Raw genomic sequence first — 25,872 nt, 5'->3', positions numbered from 1 at the left:
AGAAGACATTGCATTAGTCAGTCGGTAGCCGGCGGGCGCAGATGAGGGTGACCGCGAGCCGGACCAGCGCGTTGATCGTCGTGGCGGTGCGGTCGTAGCGCAGAGCCAGGCGTTTGTAGGCCAGCAGCCAGCCCAGCGTCCGTTCGACGACCCAGCGGTGGCGGCCCAAACGCACGCTGGAGTCTCGGCCGATCCGGGCGATGCGGGCGGTGATCCCGCGGCGGCGCAGGTAACGACGGACCCGTGGATTGTCATAGCCCTTGTCGCCGTGCAGCTTCAGCGGCCGTCGCCGCGGGTGGCCCCGGCCGCCGCGCTTGATCGCCGGCATGGTGTCGAGGATCGGCTCGACGAGCATGCTGTCGTGCCGGTTCGCGCCGGAGACGAGCACGTTGAGCGGCAGCCCGTGCGCGTCGACGAGCAAGTGGTACTTGCTGCCGGCCTTGCCCCGGTCGGTCGGGTTCGGGCCGGTCAGCTCACCCCCCTTTTGGCGCGGACGCTGACCGAGTCGAGGTTGGCTCGCGACCAGTCCAACCGGCCCTCGGAGCCGAGCTGGTCGAGGACGGCGGTGTGCAGGCGGTCGAAGACGCCTGCGTCGGCCCACTCGTGCAGCCGGCGCCAGCAGGTCCAGCCCGAGCCGTAGCCGAGCTCGGTGGGCAGCTTGGTCCAGCCGATGCCGGTGGAGAGCACGAAGGCGATGCCCTCGAGCACGTCCCGATCTGAGGTCCGGGGCCGGCCGGTGCGTCCGTGGATGGCAGGGCGACGCGGTGGGACCAGCGGCTCAACCAGCGCCCACAGCTCGTCGCTGATCAGCCGCGGCGGCGGGGAAGACGCCGACGACGACATGCCGCGCACGCTGCGCCGATCCCTTGCGGACGGCCAGGGGCCGACGACCTACTTCCGCAACGTCTTCTAAAAGGAGACCGACCCGTGACCACCAGCCGAGGTGACCTGGTCTGGGTCTTCGTAGCCGTCTTCGCTTTCGCACTGACCGGGGTCAAGGTCGGCAACCTCTTCGACCTCCACCTGCCCTGGCTGTATGCAGTGGTGGCCGGCGCGAATGTCGGGATCGTCAGCGTCCATGCGTCCCGACAGCGCCGTCGAACCCGCCCACTGGACAGGGCGCTCGGGTCAGCACTGAGAATCCGCAAGCCCCTACCGGTGGCACCAATCGAGGACGGTGAGCCGGTAGCGCAGGGCGGAGAAGTGGTGCCTCAGGACCCTGCAGCGCCACGGATCCCCACAGCGTGTTCACGGTCTCGTCGCGCTACCCATCCGCAGTCACCTCCGTCCAGCCATTCGCAGTCATCCCCGTCCAGGTGAGCAAGTGCCCGTCCACCGGAACGCCGAGGACCGCCTCCAGGTCGGCGCGGCTGATCCCGTCGACCCAGAAGCTCTGGGGGCCGCGCGATGCCACGCCCACTAGCTCTCGCCCGCGAGGACACCGGCCGGACGAGCCGCGAACTCGTCAAACAGAGCCGCCGACACGGCAGCTGCAGCCAGCGGTGTTACACCTCGAAGTCGGCGAAGGCCGACGCACATGACCGGTAGGTGCCGGCGAACGCCTCAGAGGGTGTTGGGTAACCGACCCGGCGCGGTCGGCGACGGCCTGGCCGGCGGTGCTCGCTGATCGGCGTGGCGGTGGGGTGGGTTCGGCGGCCGGGTGATGGTTCCGGTGGATGTGCGTGTGCCGGTGCAAGCCCCGCTATGAGACGTCGCTGACCGATCGGCAGTGGGCGGTGATCGCGCCGCTGCTGCCGGTCCGCGATCCCCGCAGCGGTGGGCGGCCGCTGAAGTACGACCGCCGGCTGATCCTGGACACGATCCTCTACGTGCTGCGCACCGGCTGCGCCTGGCGGCACGTCCCGCGTGACCTGGCCCCCTGGGACGCCGCCTACCGCTGGTTTGCCGCCTGGACCACCGATGGCACCTGGCACCGAGTGCACCAGGCGCTGCGCGACCAACTCCGTGAGCGGGACGGGCGCAACCGGCAGCCCACCGCGGCGGTGCTGGACTTCCAGTCGGCCAAGAGCGCCGAGGGAGGCGAGGAGATCGGCTACGACGCCGGCAAACGCGTCCGCGGCCGCAAGCGGCATCTGCTGGTCGATACCGACGGGCTGGTCTTGCACCGGGTGGTGCACGCGGCCGGCGTGCAGGACCGCGCCGGCGCCCGGCGGGTGCTGCACGGCCTGCACGAGCAGTTTCCCGCCCTCGAGCTGATCTGGGTCGATGGCGGCTACGTCAACGTCGTCGACGGCGGCCTGCTCGACTGGGCGCAGCGCACCGAGCACCTGCACCTGGTGGTCGTGCCGCGCAACGCCGACGTGCGAGGCTTCCAGGTGCTGCCCCGCCGGTGGGTGGTGGAACGGACCTTCGGCTGGTTGGCGAGGTGCAGACGGTTGGCCCGGGACTACGAACGCACGACCGCGCACGCCGAGGCCATGATCGACGTGGCCATGATCCGGCTGATGGCCGCCCGCCTGGCCGACGAGGACATCGAGCCACAGGGGCCCATCGAGACCGAAGCCGCTCGACGCCTCGCCGAAGACCTCAAACAGAACCAGTAGTCAGCCGGTTACCCGACACCCTCTCAGGCGCATGGGCGCGCCGGCAGGTGCGGCACCAACGAAACGACCGACGCCGACGCGCGGCGATGGCCTCCACCGCCCGCGCGACGACGTCGGGTAGCCACAGGAGGTCGTCGTGGGTGAATCGGCCTCCCTCCGTCGGCTGGAGACCTGCGCGCTTCTCGACCCACGGGGCCAGCGGACGGGCCAGCACGAACCCGAGGTCGTCGACCCCCACCGCGACTAGGCGCCGAAGCTCAAGTGCCGCGCCGCGGACCGGCTCGGACGACCTGCGCAGCTCGACATACAAGAGCGCATGCGAACACCTTCGTCTGCGTTGCGGCCCCTCACCTCCTAGCCCACGACGGACGCGCTGGCATCCTGCGGATACTCCGCATCTCCCGCCGAGCTCGGGGTCCCTGGGAGGCAGCCGCCACCAATGGAGGACCTTCTCGGGGCGGCGCCGCGCCTGGCCCATCACCTGAGCCGAATCGGGACGGCACAACCGTCCTGTCGATGGTCACGACTCGCCGTCAGTTGTCACAAAGCACCGAGACTGGGCAAGCTCGGTGGTAGCCAGAGGTGTGAACGACGAGCACACGATCGACCTGTACTACCCGAGTGCGGCCTATGCTCAGGGTGGGGTTCTCTGGTGGGAACTGACCGTCGCCCCGGGGTCCCACAGCAAGCCTTTCGGTGACGAACGGAAGCTTGCCGCCTATCTCGCCTTTCACGTGGGGCAAGGCGGGCGCTTCACGATGCGCTCCCTTCGCAGTGCACTCGGTGCGACGGTTCCCAACAGCGCCGAGCACCTCAACCGCCGCCTGCGTCAGCTCCGCACCAGAGACGGCTGGATCCTCCAAAGCCAGCGTGACAACGCGGCGCTAGCCCACGACGAGTACCGCGTCGAGAAGATCGGCTGGCATCCCGGCTGTGGTTTTCCGCGACCGGTCGACGACAAGCCCTCGGACAGCGTGCGCAGGCACGTCCATGAACGGGATGGCTGGATGTGCGTGGTCTGCGGGATCGGCGCACGCGAGCTGTACGACGACGAGCCGGGTAAGACCGCCCGGCTGACGCTCGGGCATCGAGTTCCAGGGGCACGTCTCGGCAAGGAAACGACGATCAACGATCTGCAGTCCGAGTGCGCCCGGTGCAACGAGCCCATGCGTGACGAGCTGCCGAACCCACCGACGCTGGAGGAGCTCATGCCGGGTATCCGGTCGATGAGTCAGGGCGACAAGAGGGAATTGCTGCGCCGTATGGAACTCAACCGCCGCCCGCGGACGAGGGTCGACGAGTACTACACCCGTGTCCGACGCCTGTCCGAGAGCGAACGAGCGCGGCTCATGGCATCGCTCGAGGACATGGTCAGTAGCTGAGCCGGCTGCCGCGGCGCCCTGCAGCCCCGCGGCTGCAGGGCGCCACCATTAGCTGATACGGCCGCGGCTGCGACGCGCTGCGAAAGCCTCGTGCCGCTTGTGATCCGATTGCCCCTGGAAGGCGCGCCATTCGCCCAGCAGGTAGGAAGAGCGGGCACCGCTGCGGCGCTCCTCGACATTAAAGTCATGGCGCAGGTGTGCGATTCGCTTCTCCACATCGTTGACCGACAGTCGGCCGCCGAGCAGCTGGGTGATGCGGTAAGAAGTTAGGAAGTCATCGGCGTCCCGCAATATGTGGTAGACCTCATCGTGCATCTTGAGGTCAGCGCGAAGCGTCCCGGCCACTCCTTCCTTCCTTAGGGCCCGGGCGATGCTCTCCCCCACAGCTCGCGCCACAGGCGGCGGGAAAGCATTTCCAACCTGCCGGTAGTGGCTGGTCTTCATGCCGGTGAAGTGCCATTTGTAGTCAGGCTCGTTGAGCCAGCCCTGCAAGCGGGCGACCATGTCTACAGTCAGCTTGGGACCACGTGGGTGCTCCTCACGCTCCCAATCCTCTCCTGGCGCCGCGTTGGCGAGCCCATGAGCGTCCACCCACAGCTCTTCCCAGGCTCGCTTGGCACGAGTCGGGCCGAGGTCGGCTCCTCCGTGCTTCTTGCTGCCTCCGACGATCGTCGGAGCAATGGAGTTTGCGCGCTCAACCCATTCATCGATGTACCTGAATCCGTTCGCACCCATGAGGTCAACCAGTGCGCTTCCGACAGTCAGAGTCGTGGGTTTTGGCTCGGGCCACTCGAAGTAGTCGACATACTCGGGACGCAAGGCCACGAGGACCATGCGCGGCCGCAGCTGCGGCACGCCGTAGTCCTTGGCATGCAGGAGCTTCCAGTCGGCCCGGTACCCGAGGTCCTCGAGCTGGTCGACGACGGCCTGCCGGTAACCGCCGAAGCGAGGGTCGTTCAGGCCCCGAACGTTCTCCAGGAGCAGCGCCTCCGGACGCACACGTCCGGTGAGGTGGACGGCCCAGGCGAACAGGTCCCGCTCATCACCTGCGCCCAGCTGCTTGCCGGCGACGCTGAATGGCGGGCACGGGACGCCGCCAGCCAGCAGAGCCACTCGCCCGGCGTAGTCCTCCGGCTTCCAAACCCCGGGGTCGGCGACATCACCGACTTTCACGAGTTCCGCCGGGTCCGCTGTCGGAGACAGCCGGGCGAGGTTGTTCCGCAGCGTCGTCGCGGCGGTCTCATCCAACTCGACGGCGAGCTCGTGCCGGAACCCGGCAAGGTGCAGCCCCAGCGACTGTCCCCCGGCTCCGGCGCAGATCTCTACGACGTTCAACTCGGTCACAACTCTCCCTCGGTGGCGCTCGCCTGTATCCCCGGCAGGCCGGGCCCATCCTCCGTCACTGTCCCCAGACCCCTGCTGCCGACGCGCAGACTGTCCTCGTGCCCACAGCCGAGGACGGTCAGCAGAACACCGGTCGGCCCATGCCCCTGAACCCCGGCCGTTCGCGCAACATGCAGGCCAACCGGCGGGTTGACTCCAAGCCCGAGGTCCGCCTGCGGTCGGCCCTCCACGCCCGGGGCTATCGCTTCAGGAAGGACCACCGTCTTGACCTGGACGGGGTCCGCGTCCGGCCGGACATCGTCTTCACGAAACGCAGGGTCGCTGTCTTCGTCGATGGTTGCTTCTGGCACGTCTGCCCCGTCCATGGCCGGGAGCCGACGCGCAATGAGTGGTATTGGACGCCGAAGCTGCGCCGCAACATCGAGCGAGATCGGCGAGCTGACACGGCGCTGACAAGCGCCGGCTGGACGGTCGTTCGGGTGTGGGAGCACGAGACGCCGGAGGAGGCGCTGGCGGCGGTCCTCCGCGCTGTTGGGCACGGGACCAAGGTATGGGGGGCCACCGACACTTCCGGATGACCCATCCCGGCGGCGCCCAGGAAGCCTCCGTCACACCAGCCCCCCGTCCCCCACGCGGGGCATTCCGTTACGCCAGTGACTCGATTTCGTTCGTGCTGGCGCTTAGTGTGCGGACGGTCACGAACTGGGCGGGGGCGGTGCTGGCATGCCCAACGGCGGGCAGCAGTGGGGCTGGCAGCAGTGGCAGGCTGCCCTGGTCAAGGCCTTCTTCGTCGACCGCGATCCCTCAACTCCATGGACCCTCTTCCTGGACGACGCCGAGGCCCGCCGGCTCTGGCCAGAGGTTGATCAGCCCACAGCTGACCTGTGCGCTTGCGTTGACCAGTATCTGGACTGGCACGCCGGCGATCGGTTGTTCGACAGACTCGACACCCGCTGGCAGCGCTGGCGCAGGAGCCGAGGCGACCAGCCGCCTCCCAACCTGCCCGTGCTGGCGGCGACTGTCCTCGCCGCCTCAGCGATGCACACCGATGAGTCCGCGACCTCTGCGGCGTACTACGTGCGCCTCGCCGAGCTGATCAGACCCTCTGCGGCGGGAGCTGACCTGCTCCGCATCAAGGACGACCTCTGTCATGGATTCGATGTGGTCGCCGGATGGTGGGACGACCTCGACACCTGGGTGTCGGCTCGTGCGTCAACGCTCGGGCAGAGCACCATCCAGACGCACGAGACCTTCTGGAAGGTCGGCTATCCGATATCGCAGGCGCTCTTGCGTCGTTCTGACCGGATGCTGCTCACACACTTCTTCGCCGCGCTGGACCTGAATACCGAGGAGATCCCCCCGAGCTCGGCGCTGACGGGTCTCCTGTCCCTGTGGGCAAGTCGCCCCCGCGGGTTTTCTGAGACCTTCACCCGTGCGCTACGGGCACCCGGGCTGCAACAGGTCGTCGGAAGCCTCGTGCACCGCCAGGCCAGCGCGTGGGATGGAGTCGTCCTCACGCCTCGCGGCCGACGACAGCTCGATCTCCGTATCGCTCTGGACCTGGATGAGTTCACCGCCACCTGGGCAGTTCCGGTCGTCGACGAGGTGCCGAGCGTGACGCTCGAACTGGGTCAGCACGTCGTGTACCTGCGACAGCCTCAGTACGGCGGGTTGTACGAGACCGAGGGACTGCCTTCCCTGGCGGGCACTTTGCGGCAGCAACGCGGACTCAGCCTCCGGGGTGACGGATGTGAGGCTGTCTTCCGGGATCAGCCCATCCTGGCGTTCCGAGGTCATCAGGACGCCGAGTGGCTGAGCGTCGACTCCGTGCTGCCGCACGAGCGGCACATCCTCGCTGTCCGCCCCGAGTACGGGCCCTCGATGGACAGCGTCCTGGACACAGCCGCACGCAGTGGCTGGCGCCGGCTCAAGCAGCCGCCAGAGCGGGCGCTCGTGCCTGGCCGGGTGGTGTACCTCAACGTCGTCCTCGAGAACGAAGCCGCCTTCCGCGAGGCGGTGCGCGGTCTTTCCGCAGGCCTCGTCTCGGCACTGCGTCCGGACCCGGTGGCGCGGCCACGACTGGTTGCAGGCCTCAGGGTGGCGGAGAGGCTGGGCAGTAATCACTACCTCATCGGCGGAGCGCCGGATCTCTTGCTGCCTTCCGCAGATGAAGAACGGCGAGTCCCGGCAGCGCTCGATGGCCGCCGGCAAGATCCAGCCTTCCTGGCGACTGGGTTCCCGATCCCCCTGAGGCGGTTGCCTCTCGAGGCTGGGCCGCATCGGCTCGAGGTCGACGGCCTGGAGCTGACATTCCATCTCCACGACGCCGACACGGCCGGCTTGAGCGTCAGCGAGGCGCGGCAGCTCGTCTGGACCGTGAGGGAGGACGGGACGTCACCCGCACTGAGCGAGGGCGCACCTAGCACCTCGAGCATCACCGGAGCAGCGATCCCCGGCATGGTCCCGCAGCCTCTCCTCCTGCGACGGCATGCACGGGACTACAGCGTCGTCGACCAGCGTGGCCACGTCACCCCTGTCACCGTGGCTGCGCCTTCTGCCTGGCTGACCCGCCTAGGCTTGCCGGACCCCCCGTACTGGGAATTCTCGCCACCAGCTACCGCGGTGTGGCTCGTGTGTGTCAACAGCCGGACTGGCGCACCGGAACGCCCCATCCGCGTCCGGTGGCAGGACCCGCACATGGCAGGACTGTCCGGCGAGAGCAGCGAGGTGTGGAGACGGATCGCCCATCACTGGAAGGGCGCGGACAGATTGCTCGATGTCTACATCAGCGCATGGGAGAGGTCCCGCCGTGCTGGGTGACCAGCTCGCACAGTGGCTCGCGGTTCAGCGGTCGGGCAGGATCAACCGGCTGAGGCGCACCCACGACTGGCTGGCCCGGACGGATAACATCACGGCGTGGCCAGCCGACTCCGGGCGGTGGCTGCGCGACATGGCCGCGCTCGGCAACCTCGAGGTCGACTGGGACACTGACCGCTGGTCAACCACGCCGCTGGTCCTCACCCGGATACCGGAGGGCGACGGGCTGGCTCTCCTCGTCGGATGCCGAAGCTCGTCCTGCGATCGCACGCTGGACGACCTGTGGCTGGAGGTCCACCGGCTTCCACAGGTCCTGCATCCTTCAGGCCTGGCACGTCCGACCGTCGTCCTCCTGCAGTACGACTCACCCGAGGATTTGCCCATGGCAGCGAAAGCGCTTGGCGCCACGTACGTCCCCTGCGCCGCTGAACAGCTGACTACTCACCTCAGCTACCCACAGCTGGGTGAGCCCGCTGCTGGCCCGAACCTGCAGAACGCCAGCCTCGAACAATTCGACCCGCGCACACAGGAGTGGCGGCCGACCACGGTGAGGCCGCTGCCTCAGGGGGCGTACCGCTACGAATGGGCAGGCCGCAAGCGCTACCTGTACCTGGGGCCGGAAGGCTGGCGGCAGTGCGACATGCCTGCCGCCGTCTTCGCCGCACTCGCCACCGTGAAGGTGAGCCCACTCCGCTGGCGAGCCGACAGCAGCGGCCGCGACGTGGGATGCCTGTACGTCGACTGGGGCGTCCCGCTTCCCGTACTGCACCAGCGCTGCCTCGTCCTCTGCAGCGGTTTCACCCCTCGGTTCTCGGACCGCGCACGAACAGGCATCTACGACAACATCCCCCGCTCGATCGCTGAGGCAGTAGCCACCTCGCTCGGGCAGACCCTCGAAGTCAGCTAGGAGAGACCATGGGGAACGAGCCCACCGGCCTGGACGTCGTCGGCAGCTTCGAGCGCCTGAGGGACGCCTTCTTCCGCTACTACGACACCCCGTTCGGCCTGGCTGACGAGGAGCTCCAGCGCGAACGACGGGAGCTCCTCGACCGGGACAACGGCATCTACCGTCGACCGCTCATCGAGCTCCGGCCTGAGTACGCGGCGGCTACTCATGACCTGGCCGGAGCTGCGGCAACCACCGGCGCATCACCGGACCTGGCCGCGTTTGCCTCAGCCGGCCTGATCCCGTCCCACATGAGGCTGTACCGGCACCAGGAACGAGCGCTCGCCACCGGCCGGGAACGCGGACGGAACATGGTCATCACTGCGGGTACCGGCTCGGGCAAAACGGAGTCGTTTCTCCTGCCCATCCTCGACTCGCTGCTGACCGAGTCCGCCAGCTGGACGGGCAGGGGCGGACAGGACAACAGCTGGTGGCGCAATCCGGACGGCCCCTTCGTGCCGCAGCGCCAGGGTGAGCACGGACGCCCTCAGGCAGTGCGGGCGATGATCCTCTACCCGATGAACGCGCTGGTCGACGACCAGTTGATCCGGTTGCGGAAGGCCCTCGACAGTGACGAGGCCCGCGCGTGGCTGGACGCACACCGCAACGGCCACCGTTTCTACTTCGGTCGTTACACCGGGGCGACACCCGTTACGGGATCACCTGATGACGGGCGCGCTCAAGGGGACCTGCGGCGCCTCCTGCACCAGCTCGATGAGCGCTCGGCCAAGGCAGCCGCGCTGGGCGGAGAGACGCAGTACTTCGTCCCCCGCCTGCATGGCGCGGAGATGCGCAGCCGTTGGGACATGCTCGACGCTCCACCGGACGTGCTGATCACCAACTACAGCATGCTCAACGTCATGCTCCTGCGTCCAAGGGAGAGTGCGTTTTTCGACCAAACGCGCATGTGGCTGGACGCCGATCCTGCGCACCGCTTCACCCTCGTCATCGACGAGCTGCACACCTACCGGGGCACGGCCGGCACTGAGGTCGCGCTCCTCATCCGGAACCTGCGCTACCGGCTCGGCCTTATCGATCGCCCTGAGCAGCTTCGCGTCCTCGCGGCCTCCGCCAGCCTCGACCCCGTCCGGGATCGGCAGTACATCCAGGACTTCTTTGGCCTCGACGAGGCCAGCTTTGACTTCATCCCCGGTGACACGACCCGCCCCGAACCGCTGCAGGCGGACATCTCTGCCGCGGCGGAACGGCTCGCCCGTGCCGCCGACCCGGATTCGGCACTGCAGATCGCCGAGGGAACCGGCGCCCATGCTGCCCTGAAGAGCGCCTTCCACCTCGATGACCGAGGGAAACCGATGGGGGCGCCGGAGGCCAAGAACGAATCTCAGCTTCGCCGGTTGCTCTTCCCGCACGCCGCGGATGTCAGCGCTGAGGCCGCCCTACGGTCTCTGCTGTCCGCGGTGCGCCTTAGTGAGGGCCGCCAGGACTGGCCCCGCCTCCGGGCACATCTCTTCTTCCGCAACGTCCCGGGCATGTGGGCCTGCGCTGATCCTCAGTGTCCGGACGCACCGGCCCGCAAGGAGACGAAGCCCGTCGGCCGGCTCTTCGCCGAGCCAACCACCCGGTGTACGTGTGGCGCCCGGGTGCTTGAGCTTCTGTACTGTCAGAACTGCGGCGACGTCCTCCTCGGCGGCTTTGTTCCCGCAGGTGAGACGCAAGCGCCTCACTTCAAGTCACTTCTGCTCGCCGACGTCCCCGACCTGGCGAAGATGCCCGACCAGGTGTCGCTCGAGCGGACGGCGGAGAACTTCGTCGTCTACTGGCCCCGCACCGCGAAGCCCGAGCTCGAGGACCTCGCGTGGTACGCGGACAGCAAGAACGTCGAGTACTCGTTCCGGCCCAGCGTTCTCAAGCCCGCCAGTGGTGAAGTCCGGAACGCCACCAACGGCAAGCCACACACCGGCTGGACGTTCCACGTCATCTCCAAGCTGGACAAGAAGCGCGGCGGACCCGTCCGTGAGCTGGCCGGACTCTCGCCCTTCCCGACCCGCTGCCCGAACTGCGCCGACGACTGGGAGATCCAATACGCAGGTGGCAAGAAGCTCAAGCACACCGATCCCCTGCGCCAGCGCAGTCCCATCCGCGCAATGCGGACTGGCTTCGAGAAGATCAACCAGGTCCTGCTCACCGAGCTTGTCTCACAGCTCGACGAAGAGCAGCGTAAGGCCATCGTCTTTACCGACAGCCGGCAGGACGCCGCCAAGTTGTCAGCAGGCATGGGGCTGCGTCACTACCAGGACCTGCTTCGCCTCACGGTCTACGAGTCCGTCTCAGCTGAGGTCGACCCCAGAGACGACCTCGCGGCCGCCCGGCGGATGGTCATTGACGGGGAGAAGACGGACGAGAACAAGGCCGCGGTCAAACGCCTGAAGCAGCGCTTTGGCGAGCGCTACACCCGTGTTGCGGACTTGTGGCGGGGGGACGAGGACGAAGCCCACGAGGGTCAGTTAGCTGAGCTGGAGGCCAGCCTGTGTGCGCCTCCGCCACTCAGCGATCTCGCGACCCAGGTGGGTGACGCACTACTCGCTCTAGGCGTCAACCCGGGCGGTCCGCATGCCTCCCTCAGCAGCACCGCGCGGATTGCTCAGCAGGAGCCAACGCCCTGGTCGGCACTGTACGACTGGGCGGCTGACTCCCCGGAGCCGCGCCGCAACCTGACGATGGGCGAGAAGGACCTACTCCACAGCATCGACCTGAGCCTCAGAATAGAGGTCATTGAGAGTCTCTTCTCCGGTGCAGGGCGCGACTTCGAGTCCCTGGGCCTCGGCTGGCTGGCTCTGGCCTCCGACCGGCGGGATGCTGACCTCGACCCCGCCTCCGTACCGGCCATCGCACGCTCCAGCCTTCGAGTTCTCGCCGACTTGCGGAGGTTCACGAACCTGAGGGATGGCCGGGACACCCCGCATCCGAAGCTGGTCCGCTACTGGGATGCCGTCGCCCGGGCACACGGCCTGGACCCCCAGACGGTCCAGGCCGATGTCCTGGCCTACTGGGGTAAGGCGGTCACCCAGCAGATCATCGACCCGGCGCAGGTCACGCTGCGGAAGCCCGGCATCGTGAGCTGGATCTGCGGAAACTGCCGTCGGCAGCATCTGCACCGCGGCTGCGGAATTTGCACCCGCTGCCGACAGGTGCTGCCCGTGGAGGGCGCTCCCCTCGAGCTTGGGGAGGACTACTACTCGTGGAAGGCGACGCAGAGCCTGGGCCGTTTCCGTCTGAATTGCGCTGAGCTAACCGGGCAGACGGACAGGGTCGACGCACAGGCGCGCCAGGCGCGGTTCCAGGGAATCTTCCTGGACGAGGGGACACGGGAGAACCGTCTGGCTGACGGCGTCGACCTGTTGTCGGTCACCACGACGATGGAGGCTGGTGTGGACATCGGCGCCCTCGAGGTCGTGGTGCTGGGCAACATGCCGCCCACCCGGTTCAACTACCAGCAGCGGGTCGGACGAGCCGGACGTCGGACGTCACCCATTGCGCTGGCCCTCACCGTGTGCCGGGGGCGGAGCCATGACGAGTACTACTTCGCTCGCCCGCACCTCATCACGAGCGAGCCGACCCCCAAGCCCTACTTGTCACTCGACCGGCCGGAAATCTTCAGCCGTGCCCTGAGGAGCGAGGTGCTGCGCCTGGCCTTCGCCGAGCTCGGCGAACATATGGTGAACGCCCGTATTGCCTCTAGCCTCACCAACAACCCGCACGGCCAGTTCGGCTTGCGTGCTGACTGGGCCTCGATGAGACCCCTCGTCCAGCGCTGGGTTGATGAGCGCGGTGCTCGGATAGAGGCCGCTGCCGCGGCCTTGTCCGCCTACACCCCGTCGGACATCAGCGCGTTCGACTGGGGCGCGTGGATCGACGACGACCTCATCGCGGCCGTTGATCGCGCCTGCGCCTCGGACAGCGGTCATCTCGAGCTAAGCCAGCGGCTCGCCGAAGCCGGCGAGCTGCCCATGTTCGGATTCCCAACGAGCGTCCGCTATCTCCACCTCCGGCGCCCCAAGTACTCGCGCCCATGGCCTCCGGAAGGGGTGATCGACCGGGATCTGGCGATGGCGGTCTCGCAGTTTGCACCCTTGAGTGAGGTGGTCCGCGACGGGCGCGTGTACCCGGTGGTCGGGGTGGCGGCCTTCCGTCCGGTCGGCTCCCAGCCCCCGCCCGAGCCTGACCCGCTGGGTACCGCGCACCGATTGGCGGTTTGCCGTTCGTGTGCTCACCTGTCTGACACGGCAGGCGATGGCGACACCTCGCCCACAGCTTGCCCCCGCTGCAGTGCGCCTCCCGGCGTCTTCCAGGAGGTCGACCTTCGCGAGCCGCTGGGCTTCCGCGCCGGGCGCGAGAAGGACTTCAACGGCAATTTCTCCTGGTCAGCGCGGGCCATGGCCGCTCGGGCGATGACGGACCTGAGTAAGCTCGCCAAGACGGAGGAAGCCGGGATCACGGCCTTCAGCGGCCCCGGTAAGCGCTACGTCATCAACGACAACGCCGGGAAGTTGCACCGCTTCCGTCCTTCAGCGTGGCCTGACTGGGGCGGCTACGTGTCCGTCGCCGCGATCGAGAAGGGCTTCCTGCCGGACAAGGCCGCCAATGGTGACGCGCTCTCGGTTGCCCTTGGAGCTGTCCAGCCCACCGACTTTCTCTTCGTCGGGTCAAGCGCACCTGTGCTCGAGGACGCGGGTCTCCGGCTGGACCTGGAGACGAGCATCTCGCAGCCGTGGGGTGCTACCGAGAGCGCTGATGCCCGCCGGGCTGCCTGGTACTCGCTGGCTTTCCTCCTGCGGACGTCCGCAGCCGCGTACCTCGATGTTCAGACGCTGGAGCTCAGCGCCGGCATCTACAACGGCCTGGTGGACGACAAGCCGACGATGATGGCCTTCATCGCCGACACGCTTGAGAACGGCGCTGGGTTCAGCACCCATCTCGGCAATCCTGGGGTCTTCACCAAGCTGGTCGAGGACCAGATCGCGTCCTACCTCCGCGACCTCGAGGACCCGGGTCATGCTGGCGAGTGTGCGGCATCCTGCTACCGGTGCCTGCGGGACTACTCGAACATGGCCTATCACGCGCTGCTCGACTGGCGGCTCGCCCGGGATCTGCTCGCCGTGCTGCGTGACGGGACGCTGCCTATCGACCACCAGCTTGAGCAGCGGTCCATGAGCAGCTGGGCTGAGGCGTACGGCGCCGAGCTCGTCGACGACCTGCCGTGCGCTGCTGCGGTCCTCGGCAGCAACCTCTACGGGGAAGTCGTGGTCCTGGCGAAGCACCCTCTGGAGGCGTCGGAGAAAGTGCTGATTGCGCCGCGGCTGGCAGAAGCGCTCGCAGAAGCTGAAGATCGCTACCCCGATGCCACGGCGATCGTGTTCGCCGACACGTTCACCCTCGACCGCAGCCCCGGCCACGTCCTCAAGCTGGTCGGCGAGGCCGCGGGTGGCCGGTGACGCTACTCAGGACGTCCCCTGGCTCTCCCCCGCGGCGGCGAATCGCCTGTTGACCTGTCCGTATTCGGTGACCTACCTGCCGACCGGTGGGCGTCCCGTCCTGAAGCAGACTGCTGGAAGGGACGTCGGGACGCTGGCGCATGTCGCGCTGCAGCGCTGGATCGAGACAGGCTCCTGGCGTTCTGCCGTCGGCGACGGTGAACTTGCGAGGCTCTTCTCGTCAGTGGCTGAGGAGCGCGGCGTCGACGTCGCCAAGGTCGCTGACGGCAGGATGACGGCGGCGCGCCTGCGTCGCCGCGCTTCCGAGTTGAGGGAGGTCTTGTGCGAGCTCGGCGGTGAGCCGAGCGCCGAGTGCGAGGTCACCCTGTACGACGACGACCGCCGTCTGTGGGGAACGGTGGACGTCCTGCTCCCGTCACGGCGGGGTCCCGTCGTGCTGGATCTCAAGTCGGGCGGTGATGCCGCAGCGACCGCTGTGCCGGACTCGATCGCGGTCCAGCTGTGGATGTATGCCGCCCTCATTGAACGATGCCGGGGTGCCCGGCCGCGCTGGCTCGGCGTCTACAGCCTCAGGCGAGGCCTGAAACAGGTTGCTCTGCCCAGCGACAGGCTTACGACTCTCCTGCACAGCCTGAACGAGGTCCGAGCAGGATGGCTCAGCGGAGATCGGACCGCGATACCGACTCGGGAGCACTGCCGGTACTGCCGCCGGCGGCCCGACTGCCAACCGCACTGGAACGCCGTTTCGCAGTGGTCCGACCCAGACGGTGTTGAGGGCCGTCTGGTCGAGGCCACGACGGCGCAGAACGGCCGGACAGCCGCACTCCCGGCTACACCGACTGGAAGCGCATGGGTCAGCGACGTCTCTACCAGGGGTATGGGCGGGTGGATTGGCAGATGGGTGCGCCTCGTCCGCGTGAACCCGCGAAGGGATCAGGACGGCGAGCCGGACCTCAGCCGCTGGCGAGCCAATGAACAGTCCGCCGTCTACGCAGTGGAGGATCGCTGATGCAGGACGCCTTCTGGCCCCACCCTCAGCTCGAGATCGAGCTCTCCGGTCGTATCCGCGACCGGGCCGACGATCCTGAAATTGACCGCGTTCAGGCGGAGCTCGAGCGCCTGGATCCCTTCGGCGACAAGTTCGCCGGCGTGCTGCGCGACACACTCGATCAGCTGTTGGACGGACGCCGCCGAGGGCGCTTCGACTATGCCCAGCTGTACAAGACCGAGAAGACATACATGGGAACGCTCGTCGAGATCAACCTGCAGCGCGCGTTCGACTTCTCAGACGGGGAGATCACCGACTACTCGATCGCCGGGGTGCAGGTCGACTGCAAATTCTCCCAGCGCATCGGTGGATGGGAGCTTGGACCGGAGATGGTCGACCAGGTCTGCCTCGTGGTGTGGTGCAAGGACGAGGAGAGCGCGTGGAGGGCTGGTCTCGTCCGCGCCCGCGCGGAGCTACTCAGCGCACCCAACCGCGATGCCAAACGGAAGCTGACCCGGGACGGAGTGGCGGCGATCCGCTGGCTCTGGCCGTCGCACGGACGTCTGGCACCGAACTTGCTCCTCTTGCTGCCCGCTGACGTGCGCCACCGGATCATGAGCGCCACCGGCCGGGTTCGGCAGGCGAACGCAGTACAGGCTCGGGTCAACCAGCTGTTCCGTGAGGTGCAGGGGCAGATCATCCGTCGTGCGGTCTTCGAGACCGTCGCGCATGGCGCCGACGATCCGCTCAAGCGGGCACGAGGCAACGGCGGTGCCCGCGAGAAGCTCCGGCCAGAGGGAATTGTGGTACTCGGGCATCAGGACAACGACCCGCTCGTAGCAAAGGCCCTCGGTCTCCCTGTGCCCCACAAAGGCGAGTTCGTCGCGGCTCGAGTGATCCAGGTCGATGGCCCATCCCCCTCGAGGCCTGCAGCGGAGATCTCAGGCCGCTACTACGCGATCGCGCTGCCGCAGGAACCAGTGAGGCCAGCACCCGAAGTTCCTCGGGGAGTGTCGGTTCTGTGACCGCCTAACGAGACCGGGACCGGGCATATCGAGGGCCTACGTCGGCAGCTCGCCCGGCGGGAAGGCTTCCGGATCCGGCTCCACGTGCACCTGGTCGCAGGGCTTCTGGTCAGCGAGCCCTACCGGAGCCTTGAGGACCCCCCGCATCTCCTGCTTCATCCTGTCCCCGAGCCGATCACTGAGCGGTCGAGCCCACCACTTCGCGGGACATGACCCTCAGCTTGACTGGATCCCCCACCACGGACAGTCATGCTGAAACTCCCAGCAGTGATCCGTCGCTGCGCCGAGCCCCTCGCTAGAGAAGGTGAGCCACCGTGGCGCCCCACAAAGAATCCGACAAGGTCGTCGTCCCGCTGCCCAGTTCCAATCTGCGCGGGTTAGACGACCTACTGACAGGCGTTGACTCCGACGGAGACAGCCGAGTTGTGGTTTCCCGCCTGCTCAGCGAACTTGCGGGCGTGCCCTCGATGACGGTCGAGGCGGCCGAGTGGCACGGCGACACGTCGGCCTTTCACGCTATGAACATCAGTCCTGCCTCCGAGATCGGCCGCGCCATATCCGGCATCGTCGCCTCCGCAAAGAAGTCCTCAGCGACGGGGACCCTCTACCGCATGGTCGTGCCGAGCGATCTGGCGGCAGGCGTGGCGAGTGGCGCCCTGCGACCGATGCAGGCAGCTGCAGGCGTGGGCCTCCGATCCCCCATCGTCGATGGTGGCGGAAACGTCCGTGGTCACGCCGGCTTCGTTCCGGTGGGGCTCAACCGTGGCGCTGTCCTGTCCTCGGTCGGGATCAGCGTCGCGCTCGCCGCGGTGACCGCCATCCTGGAGTACCAGGCGCGTAAGGACGAACTGGCTCGGTTCGACCGGATCGAGGAAGCGCTCAGGCTCATCAAGAGGGAGCAGGAGGACGAGACCATCGCCGAGCTCAAGGCCTCGTGGCAACTCCTCAAGGAGGCCGCGGCCGTCGTGGTGGGCGGGCAGCCCCTCGGTTCCCCGAATGGCGTGGACGCAGCAGCCTTCCATGCGCGCAAGGCGTTCGAGAAGACGGTGAGGAAGGCGAGCCGTCTGGTGGCCATAGGCAAGGTCATCGAGGCGGAACCGACGCCGGACGCCCTCGGGCGGGAACTCCGGAAGCTCGGCCTTGAGCCTCGACAGGTGCAGCCGGAGCTCGAACTGGTCTTCTCGGCGCTTCAACTGGAGCGCGCACGGATCCTGCTGGTGGCGGAACAGTCAACTCGCCGTGACAGCCAGGGGCAGTCTGTGGACAAGATCATGGCGCTGTTGCGACGCAGCCTGGCCGACGTCCTCGAGGTCGAGTCGCAGCTCCAGGGACTGGCGGACCGACTCGACACCGTCCAACTGAAGATGCCTGACGGGATCCTGTCCGGCTGGTGGAGCAACGGGCGAACCGAGCACGCCCTCTTCCACCAGTACCTGCTCCACGTCGTGACGAACGACATCCGTCGGGCACTCGCACCCGCCTCGGAGAAGCCGCTGGCCGTCGACATCGTCTACGCGCAGGACGGGACGATGACCCTCCTTGACCCGTCCTGGGCCAAGGGCCCCCGGTCCTGACCCGTCGGGCCGGCGAGTGGGCGCGGAGCCGTCCGCTCGCCGGCAGGCGCTGAAGACTGACTCGTCTTCAGCTCTGCCCGTTCGCGGCGGAACGGCGATCGTGGTCTCCGTTGCCACTGCTGCTGCTGTGACGGCCACCCCGGGCGGTGGGGGACGAGCGGAACGGCACCGGTCATGATTAGCCCATGGCAACGGGGGAAGCACTGTCCGTCGCGCCCGGCTCGCTGGTGGTCGTACGCGATGAGGAGTGGCTCGTCACGGCAGCAGAGAACACGAACGGCGTCTGGCGTCTCGAGGTCCGTGGCCTGACCGAGCTGGTCCGCGGTCAGAGCGCCGTCTTTTTCAGCGACCTCGATGACATCGAGGAACTCGACCCCCGCAACGCCAAGCTCGTCGCCGACACCTCGCCGCGGTACCGCCGCGCCCGGCTGTGGCTGGAGGCCACCCTCCGCAAGACGCCGGTGCCGCACGGCGACCCGCGGCTCGCGGTCTCCCACCGCATGCTCTCCGACCCGCTGATCTACCAGCGCCAGGCCGTCGCCCATGCCCTCGCGGAGACCAACCTCCGTCCCCGGCTGCTCATCGCAGACGCCGTCGGCCTAGGCAAGACGCTCGAGATCGGCATGATCCTGTCCGAGCTCGCCCGTCGCGGTCGCGCCGAGCGCATCCTCGTCGTCACGCCGCGGCACGTGCTCGATCAGATGCAGCACGAGCTGTGGACCCGCTTCGCCCTCCCCCTCGTCCGCCTCGACAGCGAGGGCATCCAGCGGATCCGCCAGACCCTGCCGGCCTCCCGCAACCCGTTCACCTACTTCAACCGGGTCATCGTCTCGATCGACACGCTCAAGGGCGCCCAGTACCGGGCCTACCTGGAGAAGCAGCGGTGGGACGCCGTCGTCATCGACGAGTCGCACAACATCACCAACACAGCCACGCTCAACAACGAGCTGGCCTCTGTCCTCGCCCCCAACACCGAGGCGCTGATCCTGGCCTCGGCCACCCCGCACAACGGTAAGAAGGAGTCGTTCGCCGAACTCCTCCGGCTGCTCGACCCGACTGCGGTCACCCCGGACGGCGACTTCAACGACGAGGACGTCCGTCGCCTTCTCCTCCGCCGCCACCGGCACTCCCCCGCCGTGGCGGCACAGGTCGGCGCCGACTGGGCCGAGCGGCTGCAGCCCGAGGTCATCGCCGTGCAAGCCTCCCCGGAGGAGGACGCCCTCGCGGCCGAGATCGCCGACACCTGGCTCTACCCGGAGAACGGCCGCTCCCCCTACTCCGGCTACTCCGGTGAGCGCAGCGCCCTGTTCCCCTGGACCCTGGCCAAGGCGTTCCTCTCCTCGCCGGCCGCCCTGCAGGAGTCTGTCCGCAACCGTCGCAAGCGACTGGACATCGACACGGACGCCGGCGCCCGCGAGGCCGAGGCCCTCGACCGGCTCGACGCCCTCGCCGACAAGGTCTACGGCAACTCCGCCAAGCTGACGAAGCTCGTCGAGCACCTCAAGAGCATCGGGATCAGCAAGACGTCGGCCACCCGCGTCGTCCTCTTCGCCGAGCGGGTCGCCACCCTCGACTGGCTCAACGACACCCTGCCCAGCGCGCTCGGCATGAAGTCCGAGCAGTTCGCCGTCCTCCACGGCGGGCTCCCCGATGTCGTGCAGCAGCGCATCGTCGAGGACTTCAAGCTCGCCCACTCCTCCGTGCGGGCCCTCATCACCGGCGACGTCGCCAGCGAGGGCGTCAACCTGCACGCCCAGTGCCACGACCTCGTGCACGTCGACCTGCCGTGGAGCCTCATCCGGATCGAGCAGCGCAACGGCCGTATCGACCGCTACGGCCAGCAGCACCCGCCGCGGATCGCGGCCCTCGCGCTCATGCCGAGCCACGACCGCTTCATGGGCGACGTCCGGGTGCTGCACCGCCTGCTGGCCAAGGAGCACGAGGCCCACACCACCCTCGGCGACGCCGGCGCGCTGATGAGCAAGCACTCGGCCAAGCTCGAAGAGGACGAGATCCGGGACATGCTGGCCAAGGGCACCGCTGACTTGGACGACGTCATCCCGTCCCCCCAGGAGGTCCTCGAGTCCGACGACCCGCTGGCCGCGCTGGACCGTCTGTTCGGGACGGCGGACCAGTACGTCCCCGACTCACCGCCGGTGGACGACGGCCATGCGCTGTTCCCCACCGACCTCGACTTCCTGAGCACCGCGCTCGCCGAGATCTACGACGACCCGGCGAACGACCCGGACGCCCGCTTCCAGCCCGGAGTCGGATGGCGGACCTATCTGCAGCAGGGGCTCGTCGAGCTCGCACCCCCGGCCGACCTCCGGGCCCGGCTGGACGCCCTTCCCCAGGGCTACCTGCGGGACCACAAGGTCAAGCAGCGGCTGGTCCTCGCCACCACGCCCGAGGTCGGCACCGCTCACCTCCGGGCGGCACGAGACAAGGGGAGCACGACCATCTGGCCGGCGGCGCACTACTTGTCGCCGCTGCACCCGGTCCTCGACTGGGTGGCCGACAAGGTGCTGTCCGACCTGGGCCGCAACGAGGTGTTCGCCGCCTACGGCGACGTCGACGCGCCCACCGTCGTCCTACTGGCCACGCTGATGAACCGCCGCGGCCAGGTGGTCTCCCGCCAGTTCGTCACCGTCGCCTTCCCTACAGCGGACCCGACGATGGGCCTCGCCGAGGTGCAACCGGATCTCGGCTTCCTCGACGCCACCGGCCTGCGAGCCGGCGGCGCCAACCCCGGCGGCATTCCGATCACCGCAGAGCTGCAGGCACTCATCGCACCCGCGGTCGACCGAGCCACCGCCACGCTCAGCCTCACCGAGCAGCAACAGCGCGCCGAGCTGGAGCAGCGCCTGGCGGCCTTCCGCGACCGCTCACACGGCTGGCAGCAACTGGCTCTCGACCTCGGCCTGAGCGGCGCCGCCCGCAACAAGTTCACCCAGCACGAGAAGCGAATCGTCGCCGAGCGCGAGATCGCCGAGTCCCTCGCCGCGAGCCAGCAGCTGGTCCGTCCCCTGCTGCTCGTGGTCCCTGCAACGGCACCGGTGGAGGTGGCCTGATGCCGTCGTTCGACTCGATCGTCGTCAGCGAGGAGTGGATCTCCGAGCACTACCTGACGACCGACGCCAAGAGCGGTTCCTTCCTCGGCCAGGTCACCGCCCTGCGCACCGCCTGGGACGAGGAGGAAGAGGCGGGCCGCGCGTCGAGCCGCTCCCGGCTGCAGAAGGCCGCGACCACCATCGCGCGAGCCATCAGCACCCTGACCGCCGACGACACGGACGCGGCCCGCGAGCTCCACGCCGTTGTCCGGGAGGCCCTCGGGTACGCCGGGAAGCCGGAGGAGTGTACGACGACCCGTGGCGCGGCCGAGGTGACCGTGCCGGGCGCGGTCGCGCTCCGCGGCTCGGCCGGTGTCAGCCTGGTGATCCTCGAGGCGCGGCCGGCACAGAGCGTCGAGGACGTCCTCGACGCCACGGGATGCGGCCGGCTCCTCGAGGCGGCGACTCTCGACGGTGCGCCTGCCGCTGCCACCAGCAAGGTCGTCTCCGAGCTGTTCCACTCCGACGACGCGCCGCCGTTCATCCTGGTCCTGGCCGGCCGCTGGGCCCTCCTGGCCGAGCGCACCCGCTGGCCGGAGGGTCGCTGGCTCGCCGTCAACCTGGGCCTGGTCGCCGAGCGTCGCGACCTCAAGCGCGCCGGCGAGATGGAGCACGCAGTCGTCCTGCTCGGCCGGGACACGGTCCTCCCCCGCCCCGACGGCTCGACCTTGTGGGCCGATATCCTCGGCGAGTCGGTGCAGCACACCGTTGGCGTCTCCAAGGACCTCCGCGAGGGCATCCGGCTGTCTGTCGAGCTAATCGCGAACGAGGTCGTCCGACGGCGACGCGCCGCCGGCCTCCCGGTCGAGGGCGAACCGGGGTTGGCCCGGGACCTCACCCGCCAGTCGCTGCGCTTCCTCTACCGGATCCTGTTCGTCCTCTACGCCGAGACGTCGACCGAGCTCGGTGTTCTGCCGGTGACCGATCCGCAGTACCGCGCCGGCTACGGGATCGACCGGTTGCGCGACCTCACCCTCACCCAGCTCACCACCGACCGCGCCAAGCGCGGCACCCACCTCTACGAGTCCCTCGCGCTCCTCTTCCGGCTGATCGACAGGGGTCATGAGACCGCCGGTGATGCCAGCGGCCGTGGGCTCGCGTTCCGGTCGCTACGTGCCGACCTCTTCGGCGAGCAGGCCACCGCGCTCATCGACGAGGTCAAGCTCGGCAACGACGCCGTGCAGCAGGTGCTCTCCCACCTGCTGCTGAGCAAGGCCAAGAAGGGCGGGGACCGCGGCTTCATCTCCTACGCGGAGCTCGGGATCAACCAGCTCGGGGCGGTGTACGAGGGCCTGATGAGCTACACCGGGTTCTTCGCCGAGGAGGACCTCTACGAGGTCGCGCCGAACGGCACCCCGGAGAAGGGCACCTGGGTACTGCCTGTTCACCAGGACGGCGAGGAGTACACGCCGCACTTGGTGCGGATGCCGGACCCGATCACCGGCGAACCAAAGCCGGTGCTGCACCGTCGAGGCACCTTCGTCTACCGGCTCGCGGGCCGAGAGCGGCAGCAGTCGGCGTCGTACTACACCCCCGAGGTGCTGACCCGATCGGTGGTCCACCACAGCCTCGAGGAGCTGCTCGACCTCGACGGCCACAAGACGCCGGCGGCGGACATGCTGCGGCTGACCATCTGCGAGCCTGCCCTCGGATCTGGCGCATTCGCCATTGAGGCGGTCCGCCAGTTGGCCGACCGCTACCTCAAGCGGCGCCAGGAGGAGGTCGGTGAGCAGATCCCGGCCGACCGGTACCCAGCTGAGCTGCAGAAGGTGAAGGCCTACCTGGCCCTGCACCAGGTCTACGGCGTCGACCTCAACGAGCCCGCCGTCGAGCTCGCGGAGGTCTCGCTGTGGCTCGACACCATGGACCCGTCGCTGCAGGCGCCCTGGTTCGGCCTGCACCTGCGCCGGGGCAACTCACTCATCGGTGCGCGTCGGGCCTTCTACTCGCCGAACCGCGACCTGCCCAAGAAGGCATGGCTGACCACCGTGCCCGAGGACGTGCCGCTGAGCACGCTCGCCGACGGCTCGGTCGACGTCTCGGGCCGGATCCACCACTTCTTGCTCCCTGCCCAGGGTTGGGGCGCCGGTACGGACACGGCCGAGGCCAAGCAGTACGCCCCCGAGGCCCGTGAGCGACTGCGCGAGTGGCAGAAGGACGTGCGGACGCCACCGTCGAAGCCAGACCAGGCACGGCTGGTCTCACTCGCCCGGCGTGTGGAGAAGCTCTGGCAACTGACCCTCCGCCGTCTCACGATCGCGGAGTCGGAGATCCGGCGGCACGTCGATGTCTGGGGCGCCAAGGACCTCCCCGAGGCCACCGGCGCGGTGTCCCGGGAGCAAATCGAGGCAGTGCTCAACGACCCGGACGGGGCCTACCGCCGACTTCGCCGCGTGATGGACGCCTGGTGCGCACTGTGGTTCTGGCCGCTGACCGATCGACGCACTCCTGACGGTCAGCGCATCCAGCCGCCGAGCTGGCAGGACTGGTTCGGCGCGCTGGAGTCAATCCTCGGGCTCGAAGGCAAAGCGCCGACCGGCAAGCGCTTCACGGTCGGCCAGATCGAGATCAGTGACCAGACGAGCTGGGAGGAACTCGCCCAAGCCGAAGAGATGGAGCTGGGATTCGCCGGCGCCCGGTCAAGCGACCGGACAATCGAGCGTTACCCGTGGCTTCAGGTCACAGATGAGATCGCTTCCCAACAGGGCTTCTTCCACTGGGAGTTGGATTTCGCACCCGTCTTCAAGGCAGGTGGCTTTGATCTCCAGATCGGCAATCCGCCGTGGGTTCGTCCTGTGTGGGACGAAGATGCCATGTTAGCGGAGCATGACCCGTGGTGGCAGCTAGTCGACAAGCCCGCAGAGGCAATAAAGAGCGCTCGCCGTCACTGCACCCTACAGGATTCCGACACACTTGCAGGGTATTTAGACGAACGAACTATTATTGCAGGAACGAGTGAGCACCTCGGAAGTCCCGTCGATCGCCCGGTGCTTGCGGGCTTGCAGCCAGACCTGTACCGATGCTTTATGGATCGGACATGGCGATCAATGAAGAGCGCTGGGACTATTGGACTAATTCACCCCGAATCACACTTCACGGAGGCTCGCGCAGGAAGCCTGAGGCGGGCGACATACTCACGCCTACGACGCCATTGGCAGTTTCGCAACGAGCTCAAGCTTTTTGAGATCCACCACGCCAAGGAGTACGGCGTGCACATCTACGGAGCTCAGCGTTCACCAAAATGGAAGCAGGCGGCGAGCCTCTTTCACCCGGAGTCCATTGACCGATCTCTACGTCACGATGGAGTCGGTCCGGCACCGGGCATCAAGAACGCAAATGGCGACTGGGACATTCGTCCTCATTCTCGGCGCATCATCGCAGTTGACGAGACCACCCTCGCAGGCTGGGCCGCTCTCCTGGACGACTCAGGGACACCAGCCGTTGAGGCGCGCATGCTATACCCGGTTAACGAATCAAGCGCCTCGGCGCTCGACAAGCTGGCCGCAGCTCCGCGGATCGGAGCACTGGACTACCACTGGCAGTCCGGATGGCATGAGTCTGGAGATCACAAGAAGGGCTTCTTCGTCGCTGCGACGAGCACACCCGGTGAATGGCGAGATGTCATACTTCAGGGCCCACATCTTACGGTCGCCAATCCTTTGTCCAAGCAGCCAACCGTCAATGCAAGTGGCCGCCGATCAGACCAACCCATCGACCTGAATAGCGTCGATTCAGCATTCATTCCTGCGACGAATTACCAGCGCGCAGTACCCCCACGCAATTTTCTCGCCAAGCTCCCCGCATGGAATGGCCAGCCAAGCAATCAGTTCTACAGGTTAGCCTGGCGGGCGATGGCGGATACCGCCACGGTCCGAACTCTGCACGCCGCCCTAATCCCGCCAGGCCCAACCCATTCACACAGCCTGGTGTCGCTTATGCTGCCCCCTGTCGACCTCGCGGTAGCAGCCGGTTTTTGCGCGTCCATTGTGTGCGACTTTATGATCAAAGTCACCGGCGTGGCAAACATAAAGATCGGCACTTTTACGCGCTTGCCACATGTGCGCGGCCATGCCCTAGAACAGTGGCTCCTATTGCGCACGCTGCGCCTAAATTGCCTCACTAGGGAATACGCACCCCTTTGGGAGTCGCTCTACTCGCCGACGTGGCGCAGCGATCGCTGGGCTCTTCTCGCGAGTCCAACAGCCACATCACGGCTGCCGCTCGGCTCTGTGCAACACGAGTGGTCCACACAAACTCCACTTCGCGGGGATGCCGACCGCCGACAGACGCTCATAGAGATTGACGCCATCGTTGCCGTGATGCTTGGCATCACGGCCGACGAGCTGGCCACGATCTACCGCACCCAGTTCCCGGTGCTGCAGAGCTACGAGCGGGAAGCGCTTTACGACAAGAACGGTCGACTGGTACCTCGCGAGATCGTCAAGGCATACCGGACTAGCAAGTTCTCCCTGCCCGAGTCGGCTCGCACACTCGATGGCAAGGTCTACGAGCTGCCGTTCACTGGTGTCGACCGAGAAGCCGATTTGCGCGCCGCCCACGCGCATTTCAGCGCTATCGCTTCAGGCAACCCCGAACACGGCAGGAGGTGACTGGCTTGGCGCTTGCAGGCAATGAGGCAATGGTCCTTCGGCGCGCGACTCGGCGGGTC

General features: G+C 67.6%; 13 protein-coding genes. 11 read left to right on the top strand and 2 right to left on the bottom strand.

Annotation, left to right across the window (positions count from 1 at the left end):
* Nucleotides 1–13: 13 nt before the first annotated feature.
* Nucleotides 14–843 (bottom strand): IS5 family transposase gene (locus BLS21_RS12245; protein WP_091216539.1). Its coding sequence is split into 2 segments (ribosomal slippage): nt 14–484 and nt 487–843, totalling 828 coding nucleotides; the frame shifts between segments, so codons are not numbered across the junction.
* Nucleotides 844–1,682: 839 nt separating this feature from the next.
* On the opposite strand from BLS21_RS12245, the gene BLS21_RS12240 reads away from it, so the two are divergent.
* Nucleotides 1,683–2,564 (top strand): IS5 family transposase, encoded by an 882-nt coding sequence (locus tag BLS21_RS12240; protein ID WP_245700344.1) that lies wholly within the window; start codon nt 1,683–1,685, stop codon nt 2,562–2,564.
* Nucleotides 2,565–3,148: 584 nt separating this feature from the next.
* Nucleotides 3,149–3,946 carry an HNH endonuclease gene (locus tag BLS21_RS12230; RefSeq protein ID WP_217636102.1) on the top strand — a complete coding sequence of 266 codons (798 nt, stop codon included), beginning with the start codon at nt 3,149–3,151 and terminating at the stop codon, nt 3,944–3,946.
* A 48-nt stretch (nt 3,947–3,994) separates the two neighbouring features.
* Here BLS21_RS12230 and BLS21_RS12225 read toward each other — a convergent pair whose 3' ends face one another.
* A complete protein-coding gene (locus tag BLS21_RS12225; RefSeq protein ID WP_091218392.1) occupies nt 3,995–5,290 on the bottom strand; it encodes a DNA cytosine methyltransferase in 1,296 nt (431 codons plus the stop codon).
* Between the two features lie 98 nt (nt 5,291–5,388).
* Between BLS21_RS12225 and BLS21_RS12220 the strand changes: the two genes are divergently transcribed.
* The 9 genes from BLS21_RS12220 (at nt 5,389) to BLS21_RS12180 (ending at nt 25,813) form a co-directional block, all read left to right on the top strand.
* Nucleotides 5,389–5,868, top strand: a complete 480-nt coding sequence (locus BLS21_RS12220; protein WP_245700343.1) for a very short patch repair endonuclease — start codon at nt 5,389–5,391, stop codon at nt 5,866–5,868.
* Nucleotides 5,869–6,013: 145 nt separating this feature from the next.
* Nucleotides 6,014–8,110, top strand: coding sequence for a hypothetical protein (locus BLS21_RS12215; RefSeq protein ID WP_091218389.1), 2,097 nt, complete (start codon nt 6,014–6,016; stop codon nt 8,108–8,110).
* Nucleotides 8,100–9,014 carry a hypothetical protein gene (locus tag BLS21_RS12210; protein WP_091218387.1) on the top strand — a complete coding sequence of 305 codons (915 nt, stop codon included), beginning with the start codon at nt 8,100–8,102 and terminating at the stop codon, nt 9,012–9,014. Before BLS21_RS12215 ends, BLS21_RS12210 begins: the two co-directional genes overlap by 11 nt.
* 8 nt (nt 9,015–9,022) lie before the next feature.
* Nucleotides 9,023–14,506, top strand: coding sequence for a DEAD/DEAH box helicase (locus tag BLS21_RS12205; protein ID WP_091218384.1), 5,484 nt, complete (start codon nt 9,023–9,025; stop codon nt 14,504–14,506).
* Nucleotides 14,412–15,515 carry a PD-(D/E)XK nuclease family protein gene (locus BLS21_RS12200; protein WP_091218381.1) on the top strand — a complete coding sequence of 368 codons (1,104 nt, stop codon included), beginning with the start codon at nt 14,412–14,414 and terminating at the stop codon, nt 15,513–15,515. Before BLS21_RS12205 ends, BLS21_RS12200 begins: the two co-directional genes overlap by 95 nt.
* Nucleotides 15,515–16,519, top strand: coding sequence for a NaeI family type II restriction endonuclease (locus tag BLS21_RS12195; protein ID WP_091218379.1), 1,005 nt, complete (start codon nt 15,515–15,517; stop codon nt 16,517–16,519). Before BLS21_RS12200 ends, BLS21_RS12195 begins: the two co-directional genes overlap by 1 nt.
* 314 nt (nt 16,520–16,833) lie before the next feature.
* Nucleotides 16,834–18,093 carry a hypothetical protein gene (locus BLS21_RS12190; RefSeq protein ID WP_139177089.1) on the top strand — a complete coding sequence of 420 codons (1,260 nt, stop codon included), beginning with the start codon at nt 16,834–16,836 and terminating at the stop codon, nt 18,091–18,093.
* Nucleotides 18,094–18,278: 185 nt separating this feature from the next.
* Nucleotides 18,279–21,164 (top strand): SNF2-related protein, encoded by a 2,886-nt coding sequence (locus tag BLS21_RS12185; RefSeq protein ID WP_091218373.1) that lies wholly within the window; start codon nt 18,279–18,281, stop codon nt 21,162–21,164.
* Nucleotides 21,164–25,813, top strand: coding sequence for an Eco57I restriction-modification methylase domain-containing protein (locus tag BLS21_RS12180; protein WP_091218369.1), 4,650 nt, complete (start codon nt 21,164–21,166; stop codon nt 25,811–25,813). Before BLS21_RS12185 ends, BLS21_RS12180 begins: the two co-directional genes overlap by 1 nt.
* Nucleotides 25,814–25,872: the final 59 nt, after the last annotated feature.

It is taken from the genome of Geodermatophilus siccatus (assembly GCF_900103785.1).
Taxonomy (GTDB): Bacteria; Actinomycetota; Actinomycetes; order Mycobacteriales; family Geodermatophilaceae; genus Geodermatophilus; species Geodermatophilus siccatus.
Note: the sequence above shows the minus strand (reverse complement) of the source record. Positions and strands in the feature narration are given on the sequence as shown.